Here is a 21,328-nt window from a genome sequence, read left to right on the forward strand (position 1 = left end):
GGAAACTGATCGATGGTTCGGAATGTGTTTGTTCTGCTGCTCGGTTTCCCTGGCGTCGGCAAGCTGACGATCGCACGGGAACTCGTAACGGCACTTTCCGGCCAGGTCATCGACAATCACTGGATCAACAATCCTATATTGGCGCTGCTTGCCGATGACGGTCGCCGCACATTGCCTGATGCCGTCTGGGAGCAGACCGCCAAGGTCCGCCAGGCTGTGTTGGACACCGTGGCAACACTTTGTCCTCCCGCCGCCAACTTCATCTTCACGAACTCCGGCATCCAAGGAGACGCGAGGAGCCTCGCGTCCTACCAGCAGATGAAAGATGCGTCGGATCGACGAGGCGCTCACTTCGTGCCTGTGCGCTTGCTTTGCGAAGAGGCCGAACTGGTTCGTCGCGTGATGTCGCCAACTCGACGTGACCGTCTCAAGTCTATCGATCCGGAAGCGGCGCGCCGCCGCAGCCGGACAGTCGCTGTCCTTGACCCGAAGCACCCGAACAGCCTGACGATCGACGTAACAGCGATCAGCGCGGCGGAGGCGGCTACAAGGATTCACGAACACATCAAGGACCTCGTTGACGCCTTTGAAGCGCGGATGGGAAGCCCAGGAGGACCGTAGCAAAACCAGCTTCGTGCTGGATATGGCAGTTCCATAATCTATCTTATGCGACTTTCTGATATGGATCACGTAGAGGCGATAAAGCGATCCTATCGACGTGCCCCTCGCCGCGAGCGCTCACATTCGGACTATTGAACAATGACCTCTTCATCTTCCTTTCTTGGCTTTCCCGATTGCCTCGCCGGAGGCTGCGCGCCTCGCATGGTGATCTACGGTGCCGGTCATGGCAGCACCTATCCGGGAAAGGACAGCAGCGGCTATGTTCTGGCCGCCGACGCCATCCGCGCTGCGAGCCAGGACGATGCGCCGCTGGTCGAGCATTGGGATTTCGATCTCGGCGGTCCATTGTTCGACGGCAAGCCGGTCTGCTGCGTCGATGCCGGCAATATCTTGACCGTCATGCATGACAATGAGGGAAACCGGGCGCGGATCGAGGCGAAGACGCGCGAGGTCCTGACCGCGTCGGCCGTGCCGATCCTGCTCGGCGGTGACGATTCCGTGGTCATTCCCTTTCTCGCCGGCTTTGCCGGTCACGGACCGGTCTGGATCCTGCAGATCGACGCGCATATCGACTGGCGCGACGAGGTCGATGGCGAACGCTACGGCTATTCGAGCCCGATGCGCCGGGCGAGCGAGATGCCGCATATCGCCGGCCTCGTGCAAGTCGGCCTGCGCAGCGTCGGCAGCGCACGCCTGGCTGAAATCGAAGCGGCGCGACGCTATGGCAGCCGCTTTGTGACTGCCCGCGAGCTTCATGCCCAGGGCGTCGACGCAGCTCTCAGCCACATTCCGGACGGCGCGCGCGTCGTCGTGACCTTCGACTGCGACGGCCTCGATCCCAGCATCATGCCGGGCGTGGCGGCGCGCACGCCAGGCGGCCTCACCTACACCCAGGCGATCGACCTGATCGCCGGCCTCGGCAAGCGGGCCAGGATCGCAGGATTTGATCTGGTCGAATTCTATCCGCCTGCCGACCTTGACGGCCTGTCGGCACTGACTGCAGCCCGGCTTCTCGTCAATGTCATCGGCACTGTCGTCCGGCAGGTTTAACTCAGATGCCTGAAGCCCCGACGAGATTCCCGGTTATGGCCGCCCGATGTCGCTTCGAGGGCATGCAGCGACCTCCCTACCCCGTGGGACTGCGCTGCCGGCACCAACGTGACGCCACATCCGCGTTTATCTTTGCCAGAAGGGCAGCTTGGCGATCTCTTCCTCGGCCTGCTGTTTCGTCAGTCCGATATCGTCGATCAGATGCGGGTTGGCCTCTGATATCCGCTTCAGATCCCAGCGAAACCGTATCTGCTCGCGCCGGGCCGCGATCATGCCTCGCAGGGTCTGCAGGCTGTAGCGCCGGCGCGATGCCTGCCCGACCAGCGTTGCCAGCTGCGGGATCGATGCAAACGTGTCGTTCATGGCAACCTCCTATGGTTTGCGGCCCCATGCTTTTCGAGTTGGGGCCTTCCACCTGAATGAGGTTGGATTCTGCAGGATGCGGGCTGCGCCGTAATTAAGCGCATCCGAATAGTTCTCAAAACTTCCAAATCGGCCTGAGCGGTTCATCGGACATGACGAACTGCTCTACCCGTCTCACACTTTTCCTGGAATTGCTCTATAGATGCGCCGCATGCAGGGATCGCGCTTTGCCTTCGGCCCGTACGTGCTTGATTCAGCTGCGGGAACGTTGCTTCGGAACGATGTCCCCGTGGCCGCCGGCTATCGGGGGCTGAAGCTGCTTGCCGCGCTCGTGGAACGTCCCGGCGAAATCCTGGCCAAGGCCGAGCTGATGGACGCGGCATGGCCGGGCACGGCCGTCGAGGAAGGCAACCTCACCGTCCAGATCGCGCAGCTCAGAAAGCTGCTCGGCCCCGCCGCCGACGGCGGTGAATGGATCGCTACGGTGCCGCGCGTCGGCTATCGCTTCACGGGGGTCATCGAACAGCTTGGCGAGACGAAACGAAAACCTTTGCCACTGCCCGGCAAGCCTTCGATAGCCGTGCTGCCCTTCGTCAATTTCAGCAATGATCCCGAGCAGGAATCCTTCGCGGACGGGTTGACCGAAGACCTGATCACCGACCTGTCCAGGAACGCGGGACTGTTCGTCATCGCGCGCAACTCGGTCTTCGTCTACAAGGGAAAGCCGATGGATGTGCGCGCGATCGCCGAGGACCTTGGCGTGCGTTACCTGCTTGAGGGGAGCGCAAGGCGCGCCGCGGGGCGTGTGCGCATCAACGCGCAGCTTGTCGACGCGGTGAGCGGTGAACATCTGTGGGCGGAACGCTTCGATCGCAGTCTGGAAGATATTTTTGCCGTCCAGGACGAGGTAACGGCCAAGATCGTGGAGGCGCTGCTCGGCCGGCTGCGCACGCAGCCGCCGCGCAATCGGCCCAAGAATCTCGAGGCCTACGATCTGTGCGTGCGGGCGCGAAAACTGATCGACGACTCGCCTCAGACGGCGCGGGAGGCGCATCTGATGCTGACGCGCGCGGTCTCGCTCGATCCGGAGTATGCCGAAGCCTATCGCTGGCTCGCCATGAACCATTGGATGGGATGGGTGCATTGGGGCGAGCCCGTCGACCCCAACCGGAGCATTGCCTTGGAGCTGGCCCGCAAAGCCGTGACGATCGACCCCAACGACGCCGGCTGCCGCTGGGTGCTTGCCAACCTGCTTGCCTATGAGCATCGCTTCGGCGAGGCGGATGCCGAATTCGCCAAAGCGTTCGAGCTCGATCCGAACGAGGCCGACGCCTGGGCGACATTGTCCGACATCGAGGTCCTAGCCGGGCGGATCGAAGAGGGCCTTGAGCATATTCGCAAGGCGTTCCGGCTGAACCCGTTTCCGCCGAGTTGGTACTATCTCACGCTCGGCGCTGCGCAATATGCGGCCCGCGACTATGAAGCCGCCATCGAGACGCTGCGCCGGGACGAGACCTATCGGACCAGCTCACGCCGTTTCCTGGCGGCAAGCCTTGCGCAGCTCGGCCGGTTCGAAGAGGCGCGCGCGGAGGTCGAGATGTTCCTTATCGCCAACCCGCATTTCACGACCAGCCACTGGGTCTGGACCGAGCCGTTCCGCGACGACGCGATGCTCGAGCATTTCGTTGACGGATTCCGCAAGGCCGGGCTTCCGGACTGACGGCCAGAATGGAATGGCGCGACCTATTCTTCGAAGCGGCTCGTCGCCTCGCGATCGCGCTCGTATCGCTTGCTGACTGGAAACGGCGGCAGCCACGACTCGCGACGGATGATCCAGCTTTCGTAGGTCGGGGCTAGCTGGTCTGGGGCGTCCAGGGTCCCGAGATGCACTTCGATCTCGTCCGCGGTGCGTGCGAAAACGGACGAACCGCAGCGCGGACAGAAAAACCGCCCGGCGTAGTCTCGCGTCTCACCGTCGATCGTAACCGCGTCCTGAGGGAATACCGCCGAAGCATAAAAGAGCGCGCCATGATGTTTGCGGCAATCGAGACAATGGCAGATGCAGACCCTGTATGGGCGGCCCGACGCCACAAGTCGGACATCGCGACACAGGCAGCCGCCGGTGAATCGGTCCATGTTGCGTCTCCTTCAAATCATGTGGCCGGAATGTTTACAACGAAGCGTGTTGCGCCGTCGATGCAAGCTGCGCCAGCCTTTCGGCTGGCGCCCTGCCCGTCGGCGCCGCATGTCTTCGGCGGCCGTCGCTATCAAGGTTGATACAGTCTCATTTTGCAACCTTTGATTTTATCGCCGTGCGACATAATCGTCACAGCTTAGCCGGCGATATCTTGCTATGATCGCGCTCTCAATGGGGTCTGATTTGGGTCGGAGGAACATTCAGTGAGAACTTTTCTTGCAATCGCCGCGCTGGCTGGGCTCAGCGCGACTGGGGCTTCGGCTGCGGACACGACCGGTCCGGTCGCCGGCTCGGCTTACGACTGGAGCGGCTTCTATGCCGGCGCGCATATCGGCGTCGCCAACAGCCGCATCAAAGCGACGGATGTTAGGCCAGGCGGCGGCTTCTATACCGACACTGTTCCGCCCAATGGCACAGACTTCAACTTCAGCGACACGAATGTCGCGGGCGGCGCGCACATAGGCTACCAGGCGCAGTGGCACCCGTTCGTTTTCGGCGGCGAGGCGACCTGGACCGCCACCGGGATCGACAAGACAATCACCAGCCCTTATTTCCCGGATAGCGACACCGAGACCACAAAGATAAAGCATTACGCGACGGTGGTAGGCCGGGTTGGTTACGCCTTCGATCGTTTCATGGTCTATGCCAAAGGCGGCTACGCTGGCGGCGAAGTCAGCTTTAGGGCTCATGATTGTTGCACCTTGGCGATGGCCGTCTCATACGAGCAAAGCGCGTGGCAAAATGGCTATGCGGTGGGTGCCGGCGTAGACTACGCTCTCACTAACAAACTTGTCCTTGGTGTCGACTACACACATATCGATCTCGGCTCCAAGACCAGCACGGGTAACAATGTATTCGACGACGGCTCGCTCGGAAGCAATCCGGAGCATTTCAGGACAAAGGCCAGGGCCGATGTGGTCATGGCGACGTTGAGCTACAAGTTCGGCAACTGATATTCGATCGAAATTGCCTCGAATTCGGCCCTGCCCGCGCCGGGCCTTTCCTTTACAAAAACCCTTCGAGAAACGCCGCGGTCTCCTCGGCGATGCCGACGATCTTGTTCGTCGCCTGGCGATAGAATTTGAAATTGAGCTCCGTCTCCGGCCGGCCGTCCTTCCAATCCTTGAAGCGCTTGAGCTCGTCGCGGCCCAACCGCCTGGTCGCCAGGGCGGCGCGACGGATGGAAACGCTAACACGGGGCGTCTGCCGTTCAAGATCGGGTCGTTTCGCAATTGCCTGCGAGGACATGACGACACCTCGCGCGATGAGCCCCTGCCCGCCTTCGTTTTCGCTGGCGAACACGAAGATCGTGTCGCCTTCGGCGATATGCTTGCCGCCATACATGGTTTTCTGCGCCGCGAATGAGAATGTCCCGGCCAGCGGATCCTTGACCTCGGCCTTGATCGCGAACGCCATGCCTCACGCATCCCGGCTGATGGTGATCCGGTAGGTCAACTTGCGCTTGGCGCCTGGCGGGATCAGCATCACGCCCGGCTTGTCGGCGAATTCGCCGTCGAAATCGACCGGGCTTGCAACGCCATGCCAGGGCTCGATGCAGAGGAACGGCGCGCCGCCGGGCTTGGACCAGATGCCCAATTCGTTGAATCCCTGCCACGACATTTCGATCGCCGGCCCCCGCCCGGCGGCATAGCGCACGCTGGTGCTGGCGGGCCGGTCCAGAATGACGGCGTCGTCATCGAACAGCCGCTCGGAGAGGGCAAGCGTCTTGCCCTCGACGGGCGTTGGCTGCGGCGTCGCCAGCATGAGCCCGTCCTTCAGGCGCCGTATCGGAGCGGGTTCATCGTCGGCAAAGGTCAGCCGGTAGGCTTCCTTGGGCAATTCCGGCAGCAAAGGCCAGTTGAAGGCCGGGTGGGCACCGACCGAGGCCGGCAGCACCTCGTCGCCTGTGTTGGCGACCTCGAAGGTCACGCCAAGCTGGCTGGGGCCGAGGCTGTAGCTTATGGCCAGCCGAAAGGCGAATGGGTAGCGGGTGCGGGTCTCGGTGTCATCGGTCAGGACCAGCGTGCAGGAGGAAGGTCCCTGCTCCACCCAGGCAAAGCGCCTGTCGCGGGCGAAGCCATGCTGCGTCATTGGATAGGCTTTGCCGCGATGGCGCAACTGGTCGCCTTTCAGCCGGCCGACTATCGGAAACAGCACCGGCGAATGACGCCGCCATTCAGGCCCCGCCTGCCACAGAAGTTGCGTGCCTTCGGCATCGCGCAAGGAGACCAGCTCGGCCCCCTGCCCGACGATGGTCGCCGAGATGCCGTCACCGTCAAGCGTCAGCTGTTCCATGCGTCCTCGCGACTGGCTGGTCGGGCCGGCAGGCTAGCAAAAGGCCTCGCCTGAACTCAAGGGCAGCAGGCAGTGCGGCACCCCCTCAAGCAGCCGCCGCAAACGACCGACAGCGTTGCCACGCCAGACACGATGCCAAAAGACAAACCGTGGCCAGCGGTTTACCCGTCGGCCACGGTTCGAAGCTGTTGCCTGCTACGGTCCGGACTATTCGCGTTCGCCGGTGAAATTCAGCAGCAGCTGGAAGATGTTGATGAAGTTGAGATACAGCGAGAAGGCGCCGAAGACGGCGAGCTTCTGTTGCGATTCCGCGTCGAAATTCTCGGCATACTGCTCCTTGATCGTCTGCGTGTCCCAGGCGGTCAGGCCGATGAAGACGGCGATGCCGATCACGGAGATGGCGAACTGCAGCGCGGTCGAGCCGAGGAACAGGTTGACGAGGCTCGCGATCACCACGCCGATCAGGCCCATGATCAGGAAGGACGAGAACTGCGTCAGGTCGCGCCTGGTCGTGTAGCCGTAGAGGCTGGTGGCGCCGAACATGGTGGCGGCGATGAAGAAGGTGCGCGCGATGCTGGTGCCGGTGAACACCAGGAACACGGAAGCGAGCGAAAGGCCCATGACCGCGCAGAAGGCCCAGAACATCGCCTGCGCGCTCGCCGCCGACATTGTCTGCATCTTGAAGGAGAAGAACATGACGAAGGCGAGCGGCGCCAGCATCACCACCCATTTCAGCGGCGTGGAGAAGATCGGGACGTAGAGCGCCGGCGTCGAGGCCACAACAAGGGCGACGAGGCCGGTCACGACGAGCCCGAGGCCCATATAGTTGTAGACGCGCAGCATGTGCCGGCGCAGGCCCTCGTCATAGACGGCACCGGCCCGAACGCCGGTGCCCATTCGGTATCCAAGATTAGGGCTGTTCATTTCGTTTCTCCTTGGTTTGGTCGGTTCGATTGGCTGCTTCAATAGAGAGTGCGGGCGAGCTTTTCGGCGGCCCGGTCGAGATCGCCGGCATCGCCTTGTCCGACGACGGCGTAAGCGACCTCGCCGATCTGGAAATAGGCGGACGAGATATCGCCCAAGGGCGCGACGCTGGGCTTCACGACGTCGAAGGTGCCTGGCCTGATCGCAAACAGCGACACCAGCCCGAGGTCCTTCGTTTCGAGTGCCATCTCGACGCTCGGCCCGAACCGCGACGGATAGATCTGAACATCGCGGATCCGCCAGTCGTCGGGCAATGACGGCATGACGATCGCGGTCGCGGCGCGGATCTCGTCGGCATCGTAATTCGGCGCTTCGGCCTGGGACGGCATCGTCTCACGCACCAGCGTCGTCCGGTGCGCGCTCACCGCTTCCTCGACATAGGCGGGCGGCTGCGTCGACGCGACCACCTTGCTGACAGCAATCGGCCCGAAGACGCCGTTCGCAAGCCACCCCGCCGCCACCAGCACGGCGGCGGCCGCGGCGCGCCGCAGCACGGAAAAGGCACGGTCCCTGACAAGCACCCTCTCCAGCCGACGCGCCGCGTCGGTCGTCGCCGGGCGCGCCATTGCGCCTGGCCCGGCCAGCGCCACGCGCAACTCGTCGCGCGTTCTGAGATCCGACATCACACGCGCAGCCACTTCGGGACGAGCGGACAGGAACGCCTCGACCTCGATGCGGCGGGCGACGTCGAGCTGATCGTCGACATAGGCGTCGAGATCGGCATCGGTCACCGGATCGACGATGGCGGTCATGATTCACCTCCCACGATCCTCAGGTGATTTTTGCCGCGCGCCGGAGCGCCCTGCTCCATCTCGCGCAGCGCCGCACGAGCGCGGCCGATGCGCGACATCAGGGTTCCGAGCGGGACGCCACTGACGTCGGCGGCCTCCGCGTAGCTCAACCCTTCGATGGCGACGAGATGCAGCGCGGCGCGCTGCTCTTCCGGCAGCGACAGGAAGGCTTCGCGCACCTGCGAAAGGCGCACCGAATGGTCCTGGGACGCCGGCATGTTTTGCTCGGCGAGACGGCCTGCCTGCTCAATGCGCGCTGCCTCGGACCGCCGCGAGCGCATGCGGTCGATGAAGATGTTGTGCAGGATCGCCAGCAGCCAGGCGCGCGGGTTGCCGCCCGAACGAAAGGTGCCGCGCCGCTCATAGGCGCGCACCAGCGCGTCGTGGACCAGATCCTCGGCATCGGCGCTGTCGCGCGTCAGCGAGCGTGCGTAGCGCCGCAGCGAGCCCAACTGCCCGACGATATCGAAGCGTGCCATCGACCGTTTCATGCCCTGTTTACGGAGCATGTGGGGATTTTAATCCCTGGCTGCCGTTTCTTTCTGCGATTCCCGCGAGGAGTTGCGCCGGCTTCGGGTGAGCGAACACCCAAGCGGCATATGGAGGAAACCGCTGGCGAAGCGCGGCCGATTTGCGTATCACTCCGCCGCCACTGGAGCCCGATCGATGTTCGAGACCCTGCAGCCCGCGCCCGCCGACAAGATCCTTGCGTTGATCGGCCTTTACCGCGCCGACACGCGCCCCGGCAAAGTCGACTTGGGTGTCGGCGTCTACAAGGATCGCGACGGCAGGACGCCGGTGATGCGGGCCGTGCGCGAGGCCGAAAAGCGGCTGCTTGCGGGCCAGGACACCAAGACCTATCTCGGCCTCGCCGGCGACACCGGCTTCAACGCCGCCATGATCAAGCTTGCCTTCGGCGAGAGGGCCGATCATTCGCGCATCCGCGCAGCGCAGGCGCCGGGCGGATCGGGCGCCCTCAGGCTGGTGGCCGAGCTTCTGCAGCGCACGCGCCCAGGCGCGACGGTGTGGCTCACCGATCCGACCTGGCCGAACCACCTGCCGGTGATGCGCGCCGCCGGCCTACAGGTGCGCGACTATCCTTATTTCGACGCTGTTTCCGGCGCTGTCCGTTTCGACGACATGCTGGCGGTGCTCAAGACCGCCAATAGCGGGGATATCGTGCTGCTGCATGGCTGCTGCCATAACCCGACCGGTGCCAACCTGGATGCTGCGCAATGGGCGAACGTTGCCGACGTTCTGCTTGAGCGCGGCCTGCTGCCTTTCGTCGACATCGCCTATCAGGGCTTTGGCGAAGGGCTCGACGCCGATGCCGCCGGCCTGCGGCTGCTCGCCGGCAAGGTGCCCGAGATGGTCGTCGCCTCGAGCTGCTCGAAAAATTTCGCCGTCTATCGCGACCGCGTCGGTGCCGCCATGATCATGGCCAAGGACGGCGCACAGGCCGACGTGGCGATGAGCCAGATGCTGGCAGCGGCGCGAGCGCTCTATTCGATGCCGCCGGACCATGGCGCTGCGGCCGTACGCATGGTGCTGGAAGACGCCGATCTGAAGAAGGTCTGGGAGACGGAACTCGAGGAGATGCGGCTGCGCATGCTCAGGCTGCGTGTCGCCTTCGCCGAGGCGTTGCGTCGGCAATCCAACTCCGATCGCTTCGATTTCGTCGCCAGCCATCGCGGCATGTTCTCCCGCCTGGGGCTCACCGAAGCGCAGGTTGAGCGGCTGCGCACCGAGCACGCCGTCTATATGGTGGGTGACAGCCGCATCAATGTGGCAGGTCTGCCTGAGGACGGCATGGACGAGCTCGCCAAGGCGATCGTTTCGGTACTCGACTGAGCGCCGGCGCAACTGTGGACAATCGGCTTTTGCCAGCCGGCGGGATTGGTCGCCCGCCGCGGCGCGAGCTAGGGTTTGTTGCATGAAACCCTCCAAAGACATCTCCCGTCTGATCGAGATCATGGCGGCACTGAGAGCGCCGAAGACCGGCTGCCCCTGGGACATCGAGCAGAACTTTTCCACCATCGCCCCCTACACGATCGAGGAAGCCTATGAAGTGGCGGATGCGATCGCGCGCGCCGACTTCGACGATCTGCGCGAGGAACTGGGCGACCTTCTGCTGCAGGTCGTCTACCACGCGCAGATGGCGCAGGAGATTGGCGAGTTCGCGTTCGGCGACGTTGTGGAGGCGATCACCACCAAGATGATCCGCCGTCACCCGCATGTCTTCGGCGACGAGAAGGCGCGCAGCGCCGGCATGGCCAAGGGCATGTGGGAGAAGATCAAGGCGGTGGAGAAGGCCGACAAGCGCAACGCCCGCATCGCGCGCGGCCTCGACCCGGAAGATCACGGCAAGGGCTATCTCGACAGCGTGCCGGTTGCGCTCCCTGCGCTGACCCGCGCGTTGAAGCTGCAGGAGAAGGCTGCGCGCGTCGGCTTCGACTGGAGCGAGGCAGCACCCATCCTCGACAAGATAGAGGAAGAGATCGGCGAGCTGCGCGAGGCGCTGGCCACGGGTGACGCGGCCCCCATCAAGGATGAGTTCGGCGACATGCTGTTTGCCGTCGTCAATCTCGGCCGCCATCTGAAACTTGATGCCGAAGCTGCGCTGAGCGGCACCAACGAGAAGTTCCGCTCGCGCTTCCATTATGTCGAGCGGGAGTTGGAGGCTTCCGGGAGGTCGTTGGAACAGGCGACTTTGGACGAGATGGAAACCCTCTGGCAGCAGGCCAAAAACGCAAGATAAGCCGCAGTCTAGCCGTGGTTCCTGCGGTTCAGCCGGGTCTCGATCTCCTGGCGGGCGCTGTGCGTGGCCGTCAGTGAGATGGTGACGCTGCCGTCCTCATTGTCGCTCCGCGAGACGACATCGCCATTGCGATAGAGCCAGTCGACCTGGCCGAGCTCAGCGGGGCTCAACGTCACCGTCATCGTTTCCAACTCGCCCGACACTCTGGCCTCGATGAGCGCCTTGAGCGCATCGATCCCCTCGCCGGTCGCTGCCGATATCGCGATCGGCGGCGCCTTGCCGCCGGCGCTCTCGGCAAGCAGGCGCTCGCGATTGCCTTCGTCGAGCAGGTCGATCTTGTTCCACACCTCGATCACGCGGCTGGTGTCCGCGGCATCGACGCCGAGATCGCCAAGGATGCGCTCGACATCCTCGGCCTGCGCTGCCGTGTCCGGATCGGAGATATCGCGCAGATGCAGCACGAGATCGGCCTCGACGACCTCTTCCAGCGTCGCCCGGAAGGCCGCGACCAGATGAGTCGGCAAGTCCGAGATGAAGCCGACCGTGTCCGACAGGATGATCGGCGTGCCGTGCGGCAGGCGCACGCGGCGCAGCGTCGGATCGAGCGTGGCGAACAGCATGTCCTCCGCCAGCACCCCTGCCCCGGTCAGCCGGTTGAACAGCGTCGACTTTCCGGCATTGGTGTAGCCGACGATCGCAACTACCGGAAATGGCACCTTCTTGCGTTTTGCGCGGTGCAGGTCGCGGGTGCGGCGAACCGTTTCCAGCTCATGCTTGAGCTTGGTGATCTTGTCCTGCAGGATCCGCCGGTCGGATTCGATCTGCGTTTCGCCGGGACCGCCCAGGAAACCCGCGCCGCCGCGCTGCCGTTCGAGGTGGGTCCAACTGCGCACCAGCCGACCCTTCTGATAGTTGAGATGCGCCAGCTCGACCTGCAGGGTGCCTTCCTTGGTCCTGGCGCGCTCGCCGAAGATCTCGAGGATAAGCCCGGTGCGGTCGAGCACCTTGGCGTTCAGTTCCTTCTCGAGATTGCGCTGCTGCACCGGCGTGAGCGGGTGGTCGACGATGACCAATTCCGCCTTGCGTTCCTTCACGATGTCGGCGAATTCCGCCACTTTGCCGCTGCCGAGCAGCGTTGCCGGGCGGGGATCGGTGACCGTCACCACCGCGGTGTGGACCGGGTCCAGGTCGATGGCGCTGGCAAGCCCGACCGCCTCGTCGTGGCGGGCATCCGCCGAGCGGCTCAGGCGCGGGCGGCTCGAATCGTCATCGCCCCGCGGCTGGCGCGCAAGCACCGGCACAATGACAACGGCCCGGGTCGGATCCTTGGCTTCCGGCCCGAGTTGATGTCCTTGTTTCCCGCGAACTCTGCGGTCCGCGTCCTGCTCACGTGCCAATCAGGCGCCCTGGCCTTCCTCGCCATCAAACATCTGAACCGGCTGGCTCGGCATGATCGTGGAAATGGCGTGCTTGTAGACGAGCTGGGAATGCCCGTCGCGCCGCAACAACACACAGAAATTGTCGAACGAAGTGACCACGCCGGTCAGCTTCACACCGTTGATGAGAAAGATGGTAAGTGGATTTTTGCTCTTGCGAACTGAATTCAGGAACAGGTCCTGAAGGTTTTGCGATCGTTCCGCCATTGTTTTTGTCTTTCGCCGATCCCCTTCGGTCTGCAGGCCAATGCGCCAAATTACGCGGCGCCTGTCAAGCGCGCAAACCCCCTCTTGCCGCCTAAACGACAAGCAGAACGAGATAGTTGAGGTTCATTCCACCTTTGCGGTTATCAGGCTGGACTTTTTTCCGCAATGTCAAAAAATGCCTGCCGCAACGAAAGTGTCATGGAACCGGGGTGGCCGTTTGCGATCGGCGCGCCGTCGATTTCGACTACCGGCATGGCGATCGTGGTCGCGGAACTGATGAAAGCCTCGCGCGCTGCCTTGGCTTCGGCGATCGAAAACCCACGCTCCTCGATCTTCAGACCGAGCTTTTCGGCGACGTCGAACAGTGTCGTGCGGGTGATGCCGCGCAGGATGCCGTGTTCGGCCGGCCGCGTCACCAGAACGCCGTCGCGGGTGACGATCCAGGCATTGGACGAGCCGCCCTCCTTGACCGTGCCGTCGGAGTCGACGAACCAGGCCTCCTGGGCGCCGGCTTCCTTGGCCTTCTGCTTGGCGAGCACATTGGCAAGCAGGCCGGTGCTCTTGATGTCGACGCGGTCCCAGCGATTCTCCGGGACGGTGATGACCTTGATGCCGGTCTCAACCCGCTTGGCGGCAGCAGAGGGGTCGGCCTTCCGGGCGGTTATAACCAAGGACGGGCGGGTGCCGACTGCGGGAAAGACGAATTCACGGCTGGCGACGCCGCGCGTCACCTGTAGATAGACGAGGCCGTTGACGACGTTGTTGCGGCGCACCACCTCGCGCAGCAGCATCGGCAGGACGCCTTCCGAGACGGGCCATGCGATCGACAATTCCTTGAGCGAGCGCTTGAGCCGGGCCAGATGGCGCGGCATGTCGACGATAAAGCCGCGCGCCACCTCGCAGACCTCATAGACGCCGTCAGCGAACTGATAGCCGCGATCCTCGATATGGACGCGGGCGTCGGCATGGGCAACGTAGCGCCCGTTGACATAGGCAATGCGCGGCATGGGCTACCTCAGGGAAATGTCCGGCTCTCTTAAGCGATTCCGCCGCTGCCGTAATGAACAATCGCGTGGGCCAGCCGGCTTTGGGCAATTCCGGACGGAAGGCTACGGCGAAGCCGCCGAGCCCAACCGGTGCTGCCCACTTTCCTGGATTGCCTTTACACGCCCAGCGACTTCAGCTTGCGGTGCAAGGCTGATCGCTCCATGCCGATGAACTCGGCCGTCTTCGAGATGTTGCCGCCGAAGCGGTTGATCTGGGCGATCAGGTAGTCCTTCTCGAATTGCTCGCGCGCCTCGCGCAGCGGCAGCGCCATGATGTGCTGGTCCGACTGGTTGGGGGTGCGCGGCATGACGTCGCCGATCTCGGAGGGAAGAAGGTCAGCGGTGATCGGCGCGTCGACGTCGCCGCCTCGCGCCAGGATCATCAGCCGCTCGACATTGTTGCGCAGCTGGCGCACGTTCCCCGGCCAGTTGTGCGCCTGCAGCACGGCCAGCGCGTCGTCACCGATGCGGCGCGGCTTGATACCGGCCTGACGCGCGATCTGCTTCATGAAATTGTCGACGAGATACGGAATATCCTCTCGCCGTTCGGCGAGACCCGGCACAGTGACTGGGACCACCGCCAAGCGATGATAGAGGTCCTCGCGGAAGCGGCCATCGGCAATCATGGCCTCCAGGTTTTGCGCTGTCGAGGAGATGATGCGGACGTCGACCTTGACCCGCTTTGTGCCCCCTACCCGCTCGAACTGCTGCTCGACCAGCACGCGCAGAATCTTGTTCTGCGTCTCGCGCGGCATGTCGGCGACCTCGTCGATGTAGAGGATGCCGCGATGCGCCTCCTCCAGCGCGCCGACCTTGCGTTCGGTGCCGTTCGATTCGGTGCCGAACAGCTCGATCTCCATGCGTTCCGGCGTGATGGTGGCGGCGCTCAGCGTCACGAACGGCCCGTTCTTGCGCGCCGAAAGCGCGTGGATGGCGCGCGCCGTCAGTTCCTTGCCGGAACCCGACGGACCGATGATCATGATGCGGCTGTTGGTGGGCGCGACACGCTCGATGGTCTGCCGCAGCTGGCTCATCGCTGACGACATGCCGATCAGGTCGAAGGTCTCGCCGCTGCGCAGCTTGAGGTCCGAGACCTCGCGCCGCAATTTGGAAGTTTCCAGCGCGCGCTCGGCGATCAGGATGAGACGGTCGGCCTTGAACGGCTTCTCGATGAAATCATAGGCGCCGCGCCGGATGGCCGACACCGCCGTTTCGATGTTGCCGTGGCCGGAGATCATCACCACCGGCATGTTCGGATGCATCGTCTTGATCTCGTCGAGCAGCGCCAGACCGTCGAGGCGCGAGCCCTGCAGCCAGATATCGAGGAAAATCAGCCGTGGCGCGCGATCGGCAATCGCCGCTAGCGCGCTGTCGGCATCGTGTGCCGTGCGGGTTTCGTGACCTTCGTCGCTCAGGATACCGGCGACCAGTTCGCGGATGTCTTCCTCGTCATCGACGATGAGAATGTCAGACGCCATTACCGACCTTTTCAGTTTCTCGTTCGTGTTCGTCGCGGCCTTCGCCGCGTGGCGGCGCGGGGACGACCGCCGCCGGTGGCAAGATGATCGAGATCATCGCGCCCCGGCCGCCGTGGAAATCGGGCGGCGCGTCGTGCAATTCGAGCCGGCCGCCATGGTCCTCCACGATCTTCTTGACGATAGCGAGGCCAAGGCCGGTGCCTTTTTCGCGCGTCGTCATGTAGGGCTCGAGCAGTCTCTGCCGATTCTCGCGCGGCAGCCCTTTGCCGTTGTCGATAACATCGATTCTTATGGCGCCATCTTGCCGCCCGGCTTGAATCCGGATTGTGCCGTCGGAACGGTCTTGCGCATCAAGTCCGTCGATGGCCTCGGCGGCGTTTTTGATGACGTTGCCGAAGGCCTGCGCCATCAGGCGGCTGTCGAACGTTCCCTTGAGCGGCTCGTTGCCAAAATCACGCTGGAAAGCAATGTCGGAGCGGCTGACTTCCACCAGGAACGAAGCTTCGCGCAGCGACTCGCGCAGGTCTATCACCTTCATCTCCGGCTTCGGCATGCGGGCGAAGGCCGAGAATTCGTCGACCATGCGGCCGATGTCCTCAACCTGACGGATGATGGTGTCGGTGCACTGATCGAAGACTTCGCGGTCCTCGGTGATGACCTTGCCGTAACGGCGCCTGATGCGCTCGGCCGAGAGCTGGATGGGCGTCAGGGGATTCTTGATCTCATGGGCAATGCGCCGCGCCACATCGGCCCAGGCCGAAGACCGCTGCGCCTGCACGAGATCGGTAATGTCGTCGATGGTGACGACATAGGATTTTTCTTCCGAGCCGTCGTCTCCGGCCTCGACGGTGACCTGGACATTGAAAGTCCGTTCCATGCCGGCGCGGAAGAAGGTCACCTGCTCGCGATAGACCGGCTTGCCGGATTGGCGCCCGATCTCGAAGACGCGACCGACATGCGGCAGGATGGCGGACAGGTTCTGTCCGAGCGCGGCACTCGCCGAGATCGCCAGCATCGTTTCGGCCGAGCGATTGGCGATGGTGATGACGCCGTAGGGATCGACGCCGATGACGCCTGCGGTCACGCCGGCCAGCACCGCCTCCGAGAACCGCCGCCGCTCGTCGATCAGGTCTTTGGCCGACAGCAGCTCGTTGCGCTGCGATTTGAGCTCGAGGATCATGTTGTTGAAGGTCTCGCCGAGCGAAGCGACGTCGCCGTCCGATTGACGCACGGGCACGGCGACGTCGAGATTGCCGGTCGCCACCTCGTCGGCCGCGCCGATCAGCTGGCGGATCGGCCGGACAATGCGATCGGCCACGGCGATGCCGGTCCAGATCGCCGACAGGATGACGATCAGGGTCAGCGACAGATAGGGCAGCGCGAACGCGACCTGCGAAGTGCGACGGTTCTCTTCAAGTCCGCGATACTCGTCGGTGTTCGACCGAACGATCTGCCGCGCCTTGATAACGTCCGGGTCGACGAGCCGGATCGTGTAGAGATAAAGACCTTCGATCTCGCGCAACTTGACGATGGCGCCCATGATGTTGCGGGTGCGCGGCTCGATCAGCACCGGCTTGCCGTCGGCGGCCGTGTTGACCGCGCCAGGGGGCGGCTCAGGCATGGCGAAGTCGGCGTCGGTCTTGGCGCTCATGACGAAAGAGCCGTCAGGCTTGATCAGCGCCGCATGCGCCAGTCCGCGGCCAACGGCCTCCTTGTTCATGAGATCGAGGAAGCCGGTGCGGTCGAGCCCGTAGAGCGTGCGCGAGGCGTCGAGGTCGTAGGCCATCGACAGGGTCGTGCCCTGCAGGTTGCGCGCATTTTCCTGGACATAGGCATCGGCGATCGACAGCGACGAATTGACGATCGTTTTGGTGCGGATCTCGAACCAGCGGTCGAGGCCGATATCGAGCGTGATCGAGGCGATGATCGCGACCATGATCGCCGGGATGGCGGCGACCAGCGCGAACATGGCGACGATGCGCACATGCAGCCGCGATGCTGCACGGCCGTGCCTGCGCGCCATGACGATGCGGCGGATCTCGCGGCTGATCAGGGCGATCAGGAACAGGACGAAGACGGCGTTGAGCGCGATCAGCGCCCAGGTGGCGTTTGCATTCGGCGCGATTGGGGTCGCACCGACAAGGATCGCAAACGAGATCGCTGCGGTGATCATGGCGCCGACGATCGCGACCACGCCGGGCAGCGCCAGCAGCCGGCGACCGTCGCGAACGCCGGCCCGGCTGAAAAGCGGTTGGTTCAGTGTCGGAGCCTCAGCAGCCATATCGCCGTCTAGAGTCGGTCATTGCGTCGGATGTATGCAACGCATTGTGGCGATTATGCAACAAGTGTGGCCGGGACGGAAATCTTTCCCCGACTTAATTCCCAAAAGTGAAGGGCAACTCAGGGCTGCCTGGCGGCCTTGTAGACGTTGACGCCAAGCTCGCGGATCTTCTTGCGCAGCGTGTTGCGGTTCAGGCCCAGAAGCTCGGCCGCCTTGATCTGGTTGCCGCGCGTCGCGGTCATCGAAGCCAGCACCAGCGGATATTCGACCTCGGCGAGGATGCGCTGGTAGAGCCCGGACGGCGGCAGATCGCCGGCGAACGACGCGAAATAGCGCTGCAGGAAATGCTCGACCGCCTGGCCGATCGACAGATCGTCGGGGATCAGCGCGCCGCCGTCCGGCACGACAGATCGCTCGCCGGTCTTCAGTTCGGCCTCGATGATCTCGGCCGAAATCTCGTCCTGCGAATAGAGCGCGGCGAGCCTGCGCACCAGATTTTCCAGCTCGCGCACATTGCCGGGCCAGGGATAGCGCTTCATCAGCTCGATGCCACCGGAGGAAATGCGCTTGGTCTGCAGGCCTTCGCTGGCGCCCTGCTTGAAGAAATGCCGGACAAGGTCAGGCACGTCTTCAGAACGCTCTCGCAACGCCGGAAGTCGCAGCGGCACGACATTCAGGCGGTAGAACAGGTCCTCGCGGAACAGACCCTGGTTGATCAGGGTCCGCAAATCCTTGTTGGTGGCGGCGACGATGCGCACGTCGGTCTTGATCGGCGTGCGGCCGCCGACGGTCGTGTATTCGCCCTGCTGGAGCACGCGCAGCAGGCGCGTCTGCGCCTCCATCGGCATGTCGCCGATCTCGTCGAGGAACAGCGTGCCGCCTTCGGCCTGCTCGAAGCGGCCGGTGGAGCGGTTCTGCGCGCCGGTGAAGGCGCCCTTCTCATGGCCGAACAGTTCCGATTCGATCAGGTCGCGCGGGATCGCGGCCATGTTTATGGCCACGAAAGGCCCGCCGCGACGGCGGCCGTATTCGTGCAGCGCTCGCGCTACCAGCTCCTTGCCGGTGCCGGATTCGCCGCTGATCATCACCGTCAGGTCGGTCTGCATCATGCGGGCCAGCATGCGGTAGATGTCCTGCATGGCGGCCGAGCGGCCGACCAGCGGCATCGTCTCCGGCTGGTCGTCGGCGCGGGAATCCAGCTTCGGCCGCTTCGGCTCGGCAAGCGCGCGGTTGACGATGTTGAGCAACTCGGTCAGGTCGAACGGCTTCGGCAGATACTCGTAGGCGCCGGTCTCGGAGGCGCGGATGGCGGTCATGAAAGTGTTCTGCGCGCTCATGACGATGACCGGCAGCTCGGGCCGCGCCTTCTTGATGCGGGGCAGCATGTCGAAGGCGTTCTCGTCCGGCATCACCACATCGGTGATGACGAGGTCGCCCTCGCCGGCAGCCACCCAGCGCCACAGCGTCGAGGCGTTCGAAGTCACGCGCACTTCATGGCCGACGCGCGACAGCGCCTGGTTGAGCACGGTTCGGATCGCCGCATCGTCGTCGGCGACGAGGATATTGCCGCGAAGGGTCATTTGCGGTCTCCTTCAGCTTCGTCGCCGGCGTTGGGCAAAGTGTCCTTCCAGGCCGGCATCAGGACGCGGAAAGTGGTTCCACGCTGCGTCGAATCGCATTCGATGATGCCGCCATGCTCGCCGACAATCTTGGCGACCAGGGCCAGCCCGAGGCCCGAGCCGTTCGGTTTGGTGGTGATGAACGGATCGAAGAGGATCGGCAGGATGTCCTCGGAAACACCGGGGCCGTTGTCGTGCACGCAGAATTCCAGCGGCAGCGAGACGCGGTCTTGCGTTCCCGGCACGGAAACGCGGATGCCGGGCCGGAAAGCTGTCGACAGCACGATCTCGCCCTGCGGGTCGGCGCCGATCGCCTCCGCGGCGTTCTTGACCAGGTTGAGGAACACCTGGATCAGCTGGTCACGGTTCGCATAGACTGGAGGAAGCGATGGATCATATTCCTCCAAGATCTTGATTTTTTTCGAAAAGCCGTTCTTGGCGATCGCTTTCACATGATCCAGAACGACATGGATGTTGACGGGAAAGCGCTCGATCGGCCGCTCGTCGGAAAACACTTCCATGCGGTCGACCAGCGACACGATGCGGTCAGTCTCGTCGGTTATCAACCGGGTGAGCGCACGGTCCTCGTCGGAGGCCGAGAGCTCGAGCAGTTGCGCCGCGCCGCGGATGCCGGAGAGCGGGTTCTTGATCTCATGCGCCAGCATGGCCGCCAGGCCGGTGACAGAACGGGCGGCACCCCGATGTGTCATCTGCCGGTCGATCTTGTCGGCCATCGACCGTTCCTGGAACATCACCACGACCGAGCCGGGAAACTCCGGCACCGGGGCGACGTAGAGGTCGACCATCTTCTCGATGCCGAGGCGCGGCGAAGAAACGTCGACCCGGTATTCGTTGACCGGCGCGCGGCGCTCGCGCACCTGGTCGACCAAGGTCAGCAGAGGACTGCCGAACGGGACCAGCTTGGACAGCGTGTTGCGCGCCAGCATGGTCGCGCTGGAGCGGAAGAAATCCTCTGCATCCGCGTTGGCGAAGGTGATGAAGCCGTCGGCGTCGACCATGATCACCGGGCGGCGGATGGTGTTCAGCACGATATTGGCGGCATCCGCGGTGTCGGCCGGCTGTGGGAGGTTCGTATTCATGCCGCGCTCCGCAATTCTGGCGATGCCGCGCTTTCGGTAAGGGCTTGGCGCAGCCCGGCGATCACTTCAGCCGGCTCGAAGGAAGTGAGGATGTGCTTGCGCCGTTCCGCCGAAGCACAAGTCGCGTGCCTGTCCAGATACCAGCCGAGATGCTTGCGCGCCTGGCGGAGCCCGCTTTCGACGCCGTAGAGCGAGAGCATGTCCTCGTAATGCGCAACCACGTAGTCAGCGAGCCTCTGGGGCGTTTCGGGAATATCGGTTGCAGACATGCCAGCGGCGGCTGCCGCGATGCTGCCGGCGGTCCACGGCGCGCCGTAATGGGCACGGCCGATCATCACCGCGTCGGCGCCTGATTGATCCAGGATCGTCGCAGCCTCTTCCGGCGAGCCGACATCGCCATTGGCCACCACCGGGATCGAGACCGCTTCCTTGACGCGCGCAATGGCGCGCCAATCGGCCTTACCCTGATAGAACTGGCAGCGCGTGCGGCCGTGGACGGTCACCATGCGCACGCCGGCCAGCTCGGCGCGGCGCGCCAACATCGGCGCGTTGAGCGCGCTTTCGTCCCAGCCGAGCCGCATCTTGACCGTCACCGGCACCGAGACCGCACCGACCACCGCCTCGATCAGCGAGAGCGCGTGATCGAGATCGCGCATCAGCGCCGAGCCGGCATAGCCGCCCGTCACCTTCTTTGCCGGGCAGCCCATGTTGATGTCGATGATGTCGGCGCCCTCGCCCGCCGCGATTCTCGCGCCCTCGGCCATGTGCGCTGCCTCGCGGCCAGCAAGCTGCACCATATGGACGGGCAACCCGGAATGGCGGATGCGCAGGTCGCAGCCGGCCCTGCCCTTGGCCAGTTCGCCGCTCGCCACCATTTCCGACACGACCAGCCCGGCACCGTGCGCATGCGCACGCTGACGGAACGGCTCGTCGGTGATGCCGGACATCGGCGCCAGGAACACGCGGTTGCGTATCCCTACGCCGCCGACGTCGAGCGGCGAAGCCAATGTGGTCAATTCAGGCATGCACAAAAACCAAGCATGTTTGATTGCTGCACATTGTGTAGCCAGATGCAAGCCATTGTGCAACGCGCAATGACGTC

At 63.8% G+C, this 21,328-nt stretch carries 21 protein-coding genes; 6 read left to right on the forward strand and 15 right to left on the reverse strand.

From position 1 onward, the window contains the following. Nucleotides 1-12: 12 nt before the first annotated feature. Together CK215_RS03730 and CK215_RS03735 are read left to right on the forward strand one after the other, a co-directional pair. Nucleotides 13-621: a chloramphenicol phosphotransferase gene (locus tag CK215_RS03730; RefSeq protein ID WP_095830103.1), complete on the forward strand. Its 609-nt coding sequence runs from the start codon at nt 13-15 to the stop codon at nt 619-621. A 138-nt stretch (nt 622-759) separates the two neighbouring features. Continuing rightward, nucleotides 760-1,671, forward strand: coding sequence for an agmatinase (locus CK215_RS03735; RefSeq protein ID WP_095830104.1), 912 nt, complete (start codon nt 760-762; stop codon nt 1,669-1,671). Nucleotides 1,672-1,797: 126 nt separating this feature from the next. On the opposite strand, the gene CK215_RS03740 is transcribed toward CK215_RS03735, so the two are convergent. After that, on the reverse strand, nt 1,798-2,034 hold the full coding sequence (locus tag CK215_RS03740; RefSeq protein WP_095777661.1) for a hypothetical protein: 237 nt from the start codon (nt 2,032-2,034) through the stop codon (nt 1,798-1,800). A 202-nt stretch (nt 2,035-2,236) separates the two neighbouring features. Here CK215_RS03740 and CK215_RS03745 point away from each other — a divergent pair, with 202 nt between their 5' ends. After that, nucleotides 2,237-3,754 (forward strand): winged helix-turn-helix domain-containing protein, encoded by a 1,518-nt coding sequence (locus CK215_RS03745; RefSeq protein ID WP_245418590.1) that lies wholly within the window; start codon nt 2,237-2,239, stop codon nt 3,752-3,754. Between the two features lie 23 nt (nt 3,755-3,777). On the opposite strand, the gene CK215_RS03750 is transcribed toward CK215_RS03745, so the two are convergent. After that, on the reverse strand, nt 3,778-4,170 hold the full coding sequence (locus tag CK215_RS03750; RefSeq protein WP_095830105.1) for a GFA family protein: 393 nt from the start codon (nt 4,168-4,170) through the stop codon (nt 3,778-3,780). A 264-nt stretch (nt 4,171-4,434) separates the two neighbouring features. Here CK215_RS03750 and CK215_RS03755 point away from each other — a divergent pair, with 264 nt between their 5' ends. After that, nucleotides 4,435-5,184, forward strand: a complete 750-nt coding sequence (locus CK215_RS03755; protein ID WP_095830106.1) for an outer membrane beta-barrel protein — start codon at nt 4,435-4,437, stop codon at nt 5,182-5,184. A gap of 52 nt (nt 5,185-5,236) precedes the next feature. On the opposite strand, the gene CK215_RS03760 is transcribed toward CK215_RS03755, so the two are convergent. From CK215_RS03760 to CK215_RS03780, 5 genes are all read right to left on the reverse strand, one after another. Beyond that, nucleotides 5,237-5,647 (reverse strand): hypothetical protein, encoded by a 411-nt coding sequence (locus tag CK215_RS03760; protein ID WP_095830107.1) that lies wholly within the window; start codon nt 5,645-5,647, stop codon nt 5,237-5,239. Nucleotides 5,648-5,650: 3 nt separating this feature from the next. Beyond that, nucleotides 5,651-6,526, reverse strand: coding sequence for an aldose 1-epimerase family protein (locus tag CK215_RS03765; RefSeq protein ID WP_095830108.1), 876 nt, complete (start codon nt 6,524-6,526; stop codon nt 5,651-5,653). Between the two features lie 207 nt (nt 6,527-6,733). Next, on the reverse strand, nt 6,734-7,450 hold the full coding sequence (locus CK215_RS03770; protein WP_066989741.1) for a Bax inhibitor-1/YccA family protein: 717 nt from the start codon (nt 7,448-7,450) through the stop codon (nt 6,734-6,736). 38 nt (nt 7,451-7,488) lie between these two features. Further along, complete coding sequence (locus CK215_RS03775; protein ID WP_095830109.1) at nt 7,489-8,262, reverse strand: anti-sigma factor; 774 nt, start codon at nt 8,260-8,262, stop codon at nt 7,489-7,491. Beyond that, the gene (locus CK215_RS03780; RefSeq protein ID WP_245418591.1) at nt 8,259-8,780 is read right to left on the reverse strand and encodes a sigma-70 family RNA polymerase sigma factor; all 522 of its coding nucleotides are present in this window, start codon (nt 8,778-8,780) and stop codon (nt 8,259-8,261) included. The genes CK215_RS03775 and CK215_RS03780 overlap by 4 nt, the downstream gene beginning before the upstream one ends. 187 nt (nt 8,781-8,967) lie before the next feature. Between CK215_RS03780 and CK215_RS03785 the strand changes: the two genes are divergently transcribed. Together CK215_RS03785 and mazG are read left to right on the forward strand one after the other, a co-directional pair. Next, nucleotides 8,968-10,152 (forward strand): amino acid aminotransferase, encoded by a 1,185-nt coding sequence (locus CK215_RS03785; RefSeq protein WP_095827671.1) that lies wholly within the window; start codon nt 8,968-8,970, stop codon nt 10,150-10,152. A gap of 82 nt (nt 10,153-10,234) precedes the next feature. Beyond that, nucleotides 10,235-11,059, forward strand: a complete 825-nt coding sequence (gene mazG, locus CK215_RS03790) for a nucleoside triphosphate pyrophosphohydrolase (protein WP_095827670.1) — start codon at nt 10,235-10,237, stop codon at nt 11,057-11,059. An 8-nt stretch (nt 11,060-11,067) separates the two neighbouring features. On the opposite strand, the gene hflX is transcribed toward mazG, so the two are convergent. The 8 genes from hflX to dusB all read right to left on the reverse strand — a co-directional run bounded on the left by hflX (nt 11,068) and on the right by dusB (nt 21,251). Next, nucleotides 11,068-12,456, reverse strand: coding sequence for a GTPase HflX (gene hflX / locus CK215_RS03795; RefSeq protein WP_067321349.1), 1,389 nt, complete (start codon nt 12,454-12,456; stop codon nt 11,068-11,070). Then, on the reverse strand, nt 12,457-12,702 hold the full coding sequence (gene hfq, locus CK215_RS03800; RefSeq protein WP_066989720.1) for an RNA chaperone Hfq: 246 nt from the start codon (nt 12,700-12,702) through the stop codon (nt 12,457-12,459). A 143-nt stretch (nt 12,703-12,845) separates the two neighbouring features. Continuing rightward, nucleotides 12,846-13,709: a D-amino-acid transaminase gene (locus CK215_RS03805; RefSeq protein WP_066989718.1), complete on the reverse strand. Its 864-nt coding sequence runs from the start codon at nt 13,707-13,709 to the stop codon at nt 12,846-12,848. A 155-nt stretch (nt 13,710-13,864) separates the two neighbouring features. Continuing rightward, a complete protein-coding gene (locus CK215_RS03810) occupies nt 13,865-15,226 on the reverse strand; it encodes a sigma-54 dependent transcriptional regulator (protein WP_066989715.1) in 1,362 nt (453 codons plus the stop codon). Beyond that, entirely contained in the window at nt 15,216-17,507 is a 2,292-nt protein-coding gene (locus CK215_RS03815) for a PAS domain-containing sensor histidine kinase (RefSeq protein ID WP_066989713.1), read from the reverse strand. The genes CK215_RS03810 and CK215_RS03815 overlap by 11 nt, the downstream gene beginning before the upstream one ends. 119 nt (nt 17,508-17,626) lie before the next feature. After that, nucleotides 17,627-19,087: a nitrogen regulation protein NR(I) gene (gene ntrC, locus CK215_RS03820; protein ID WP_095830111.1), complete on the reverse strand. Its 1,461-nt coding sequence runs from the start codon at nt 19,085-19,087 to the stop codon at nt 17,627-17,629. Next, entirely contained in the window at nt 19,084-20,226 is a 1,143-nt protein-coding gene (locus CK215_RS03825) for a nitrogen regulation protein NR(II) (RefSeq protein ID WP_095830112.1), read from the reverse strand. The genes ntrC and CK215_RS03825 overlap by 4 nt, the downstream gene beginning before the upstream one ends. Continuing rightward, on the reverse strand, nt 20,223-21,251 hold the full coding sequence (dusB, locus tag CK215_RS03830; protein WP_095830113.1) for a tRNA dihydrouridine synthase DusB: 1,029 nt from the start codon (nt 21,249-21,251) through the stop codon (nt 20,223-20,225). Before dusB ends, CK215_RS03825 begins: the two co-directional genes overlap by 4 nt. Nucleotides 21,252-21,328 lie beyond the last annotated feature (77 nt).

Source organism: Mesorhizobium sp. WSM3864, from assembly GCF_002294955.1.
Lineage (GTDB): Bacteria > Pseudomonadota > Alphaproteobacteria > Rhizobiales > Rhizobiaceae > Mesorhizobium.

Coding starts and splice junctions, on each gene's coding strand:
- CK215_RS03730 (WP_095830103.1), top strand. CDS start 13: ATGGTTCGGAATGTGTTTGTTCTGCTGCTCGGTTTCCCTGGCGTCGGC.
- CK215_RS03735 (WP_095830104.1), top strand. CDS start 760: ATGACCTCTTCATCTTCCTTTCTTGGCTTTCCCGATTGCCTCGCCGGA.
- CK215_RS03740 (WP_095777661.1), bottom strand. CDS start 2,034: ATGAACGACACGTTTGCATCGATCCCGCAGCTGGCAACGCTGGTCGGG.
- CK215_RS03745 (WP_245418590.1), top strand. CDS start 2,237: ATGCGCCGCATGCAGGGATCGCGCTTTGCCTTCGGCCCGTACGTGCTT.
- CK215_RS03750 (WP_095830105.1), bottom strand. CDS start 4,170: ATGGACCGATTCACCGGCGGCTGCCTGTGTCGCGATGTCCGACTTGTG.
- CK215_RS03760 (WP_095830107.1), bottom strand. CDS start 5,647: ATGGCGTTCGCGATCAAGGCCGAGGTCAAGGATCCGCTGGCCGGGACA.
- CK215_RS03765 (WP_095830108.1), bottom strand. CDS start 6,526: ATGGAACAGCTGACGCTTGACGGTGACGGCATCTCGGCGACCATCGTC.
- CK215_RS03770 (WP_066989741.1), bottom strand. CDS start 7,450: ATGAACAGCCCTAATCTTGGATACCGAATGGGCACCGGCGTTCGGGCC.
- CK215_RS03775 (WP_095830109.1), bottom strand. CDS start 8,262: ATGACCGCCATCGTCGATCCGGTGACCGATGCCGATCTCGACGCCTAT.
- CK215_RS03780 (WP_245418591.1), bottom strand. CDS start 8,780: ATGGCACGCTTCGATATCGTCGGGCAGTTGGGCTCGCTGCGGCGCTAC.
- CK215_RS03785 (WP_095827671.1), top strand. CDS start 8,968: ATGTTCGAGACCCTGCAGCCCGCGCCCGCCGACAAGATCCTTGCGTTG.
- mazG (WP_095827670.1), top strand. CDS start 10,235: ATGAAACCCTCCAAAGACATCTCCCGTCTGATCGAGATCATGGCGGCA.
- hfq (WP_066989720.1), bottom strand. CDS start 12,702: ATGGCGGAACGATCGCAAAACCTTCAGGACCTGTTCCTGAATTCAGTT.
- CK215_RS03805 (WP_066989718.1), bottom strand. CDS start 13,709: ATGCCGCGCATTGCCTATGTCAACGGGCGCTACGTTGCCCATGCCGAC.
- CK215_RS03810 (WP_066989715.1), bottom strand. CDS start 15,226: ATGGCGTCTGACATTCTCATCGTCGATGACGAGGAAGACATCCGCGAA.
- CK215_RS03815 (WP_066989713.1), bottom strand. CDS start 17,507: ATGGCTGCTGAGGCTCCGACACTGAACCAACCGCTTTTCAGCCGGGCC.
- ntrC (WP_095830111.1), bottom strand. CDS start 19,087: ATGACCCTTCGCGGCAATATCCTCGTCGCCGACGACGATGCGGCGATC.
- CK215_RS03825 (WP_095830112.1), bottom strand. CDS start 20,226: ATGAATACGAACCTCCCACAGCCGGCCGACACCGCGGATGCCGCCAAT.
- dusB (WP_095830113.1), bottom strand. CDS start 21,251: ATGCCTGAATTGACCACATTGGCTTCGCCGCTCGACGTCGGCGGCGTA.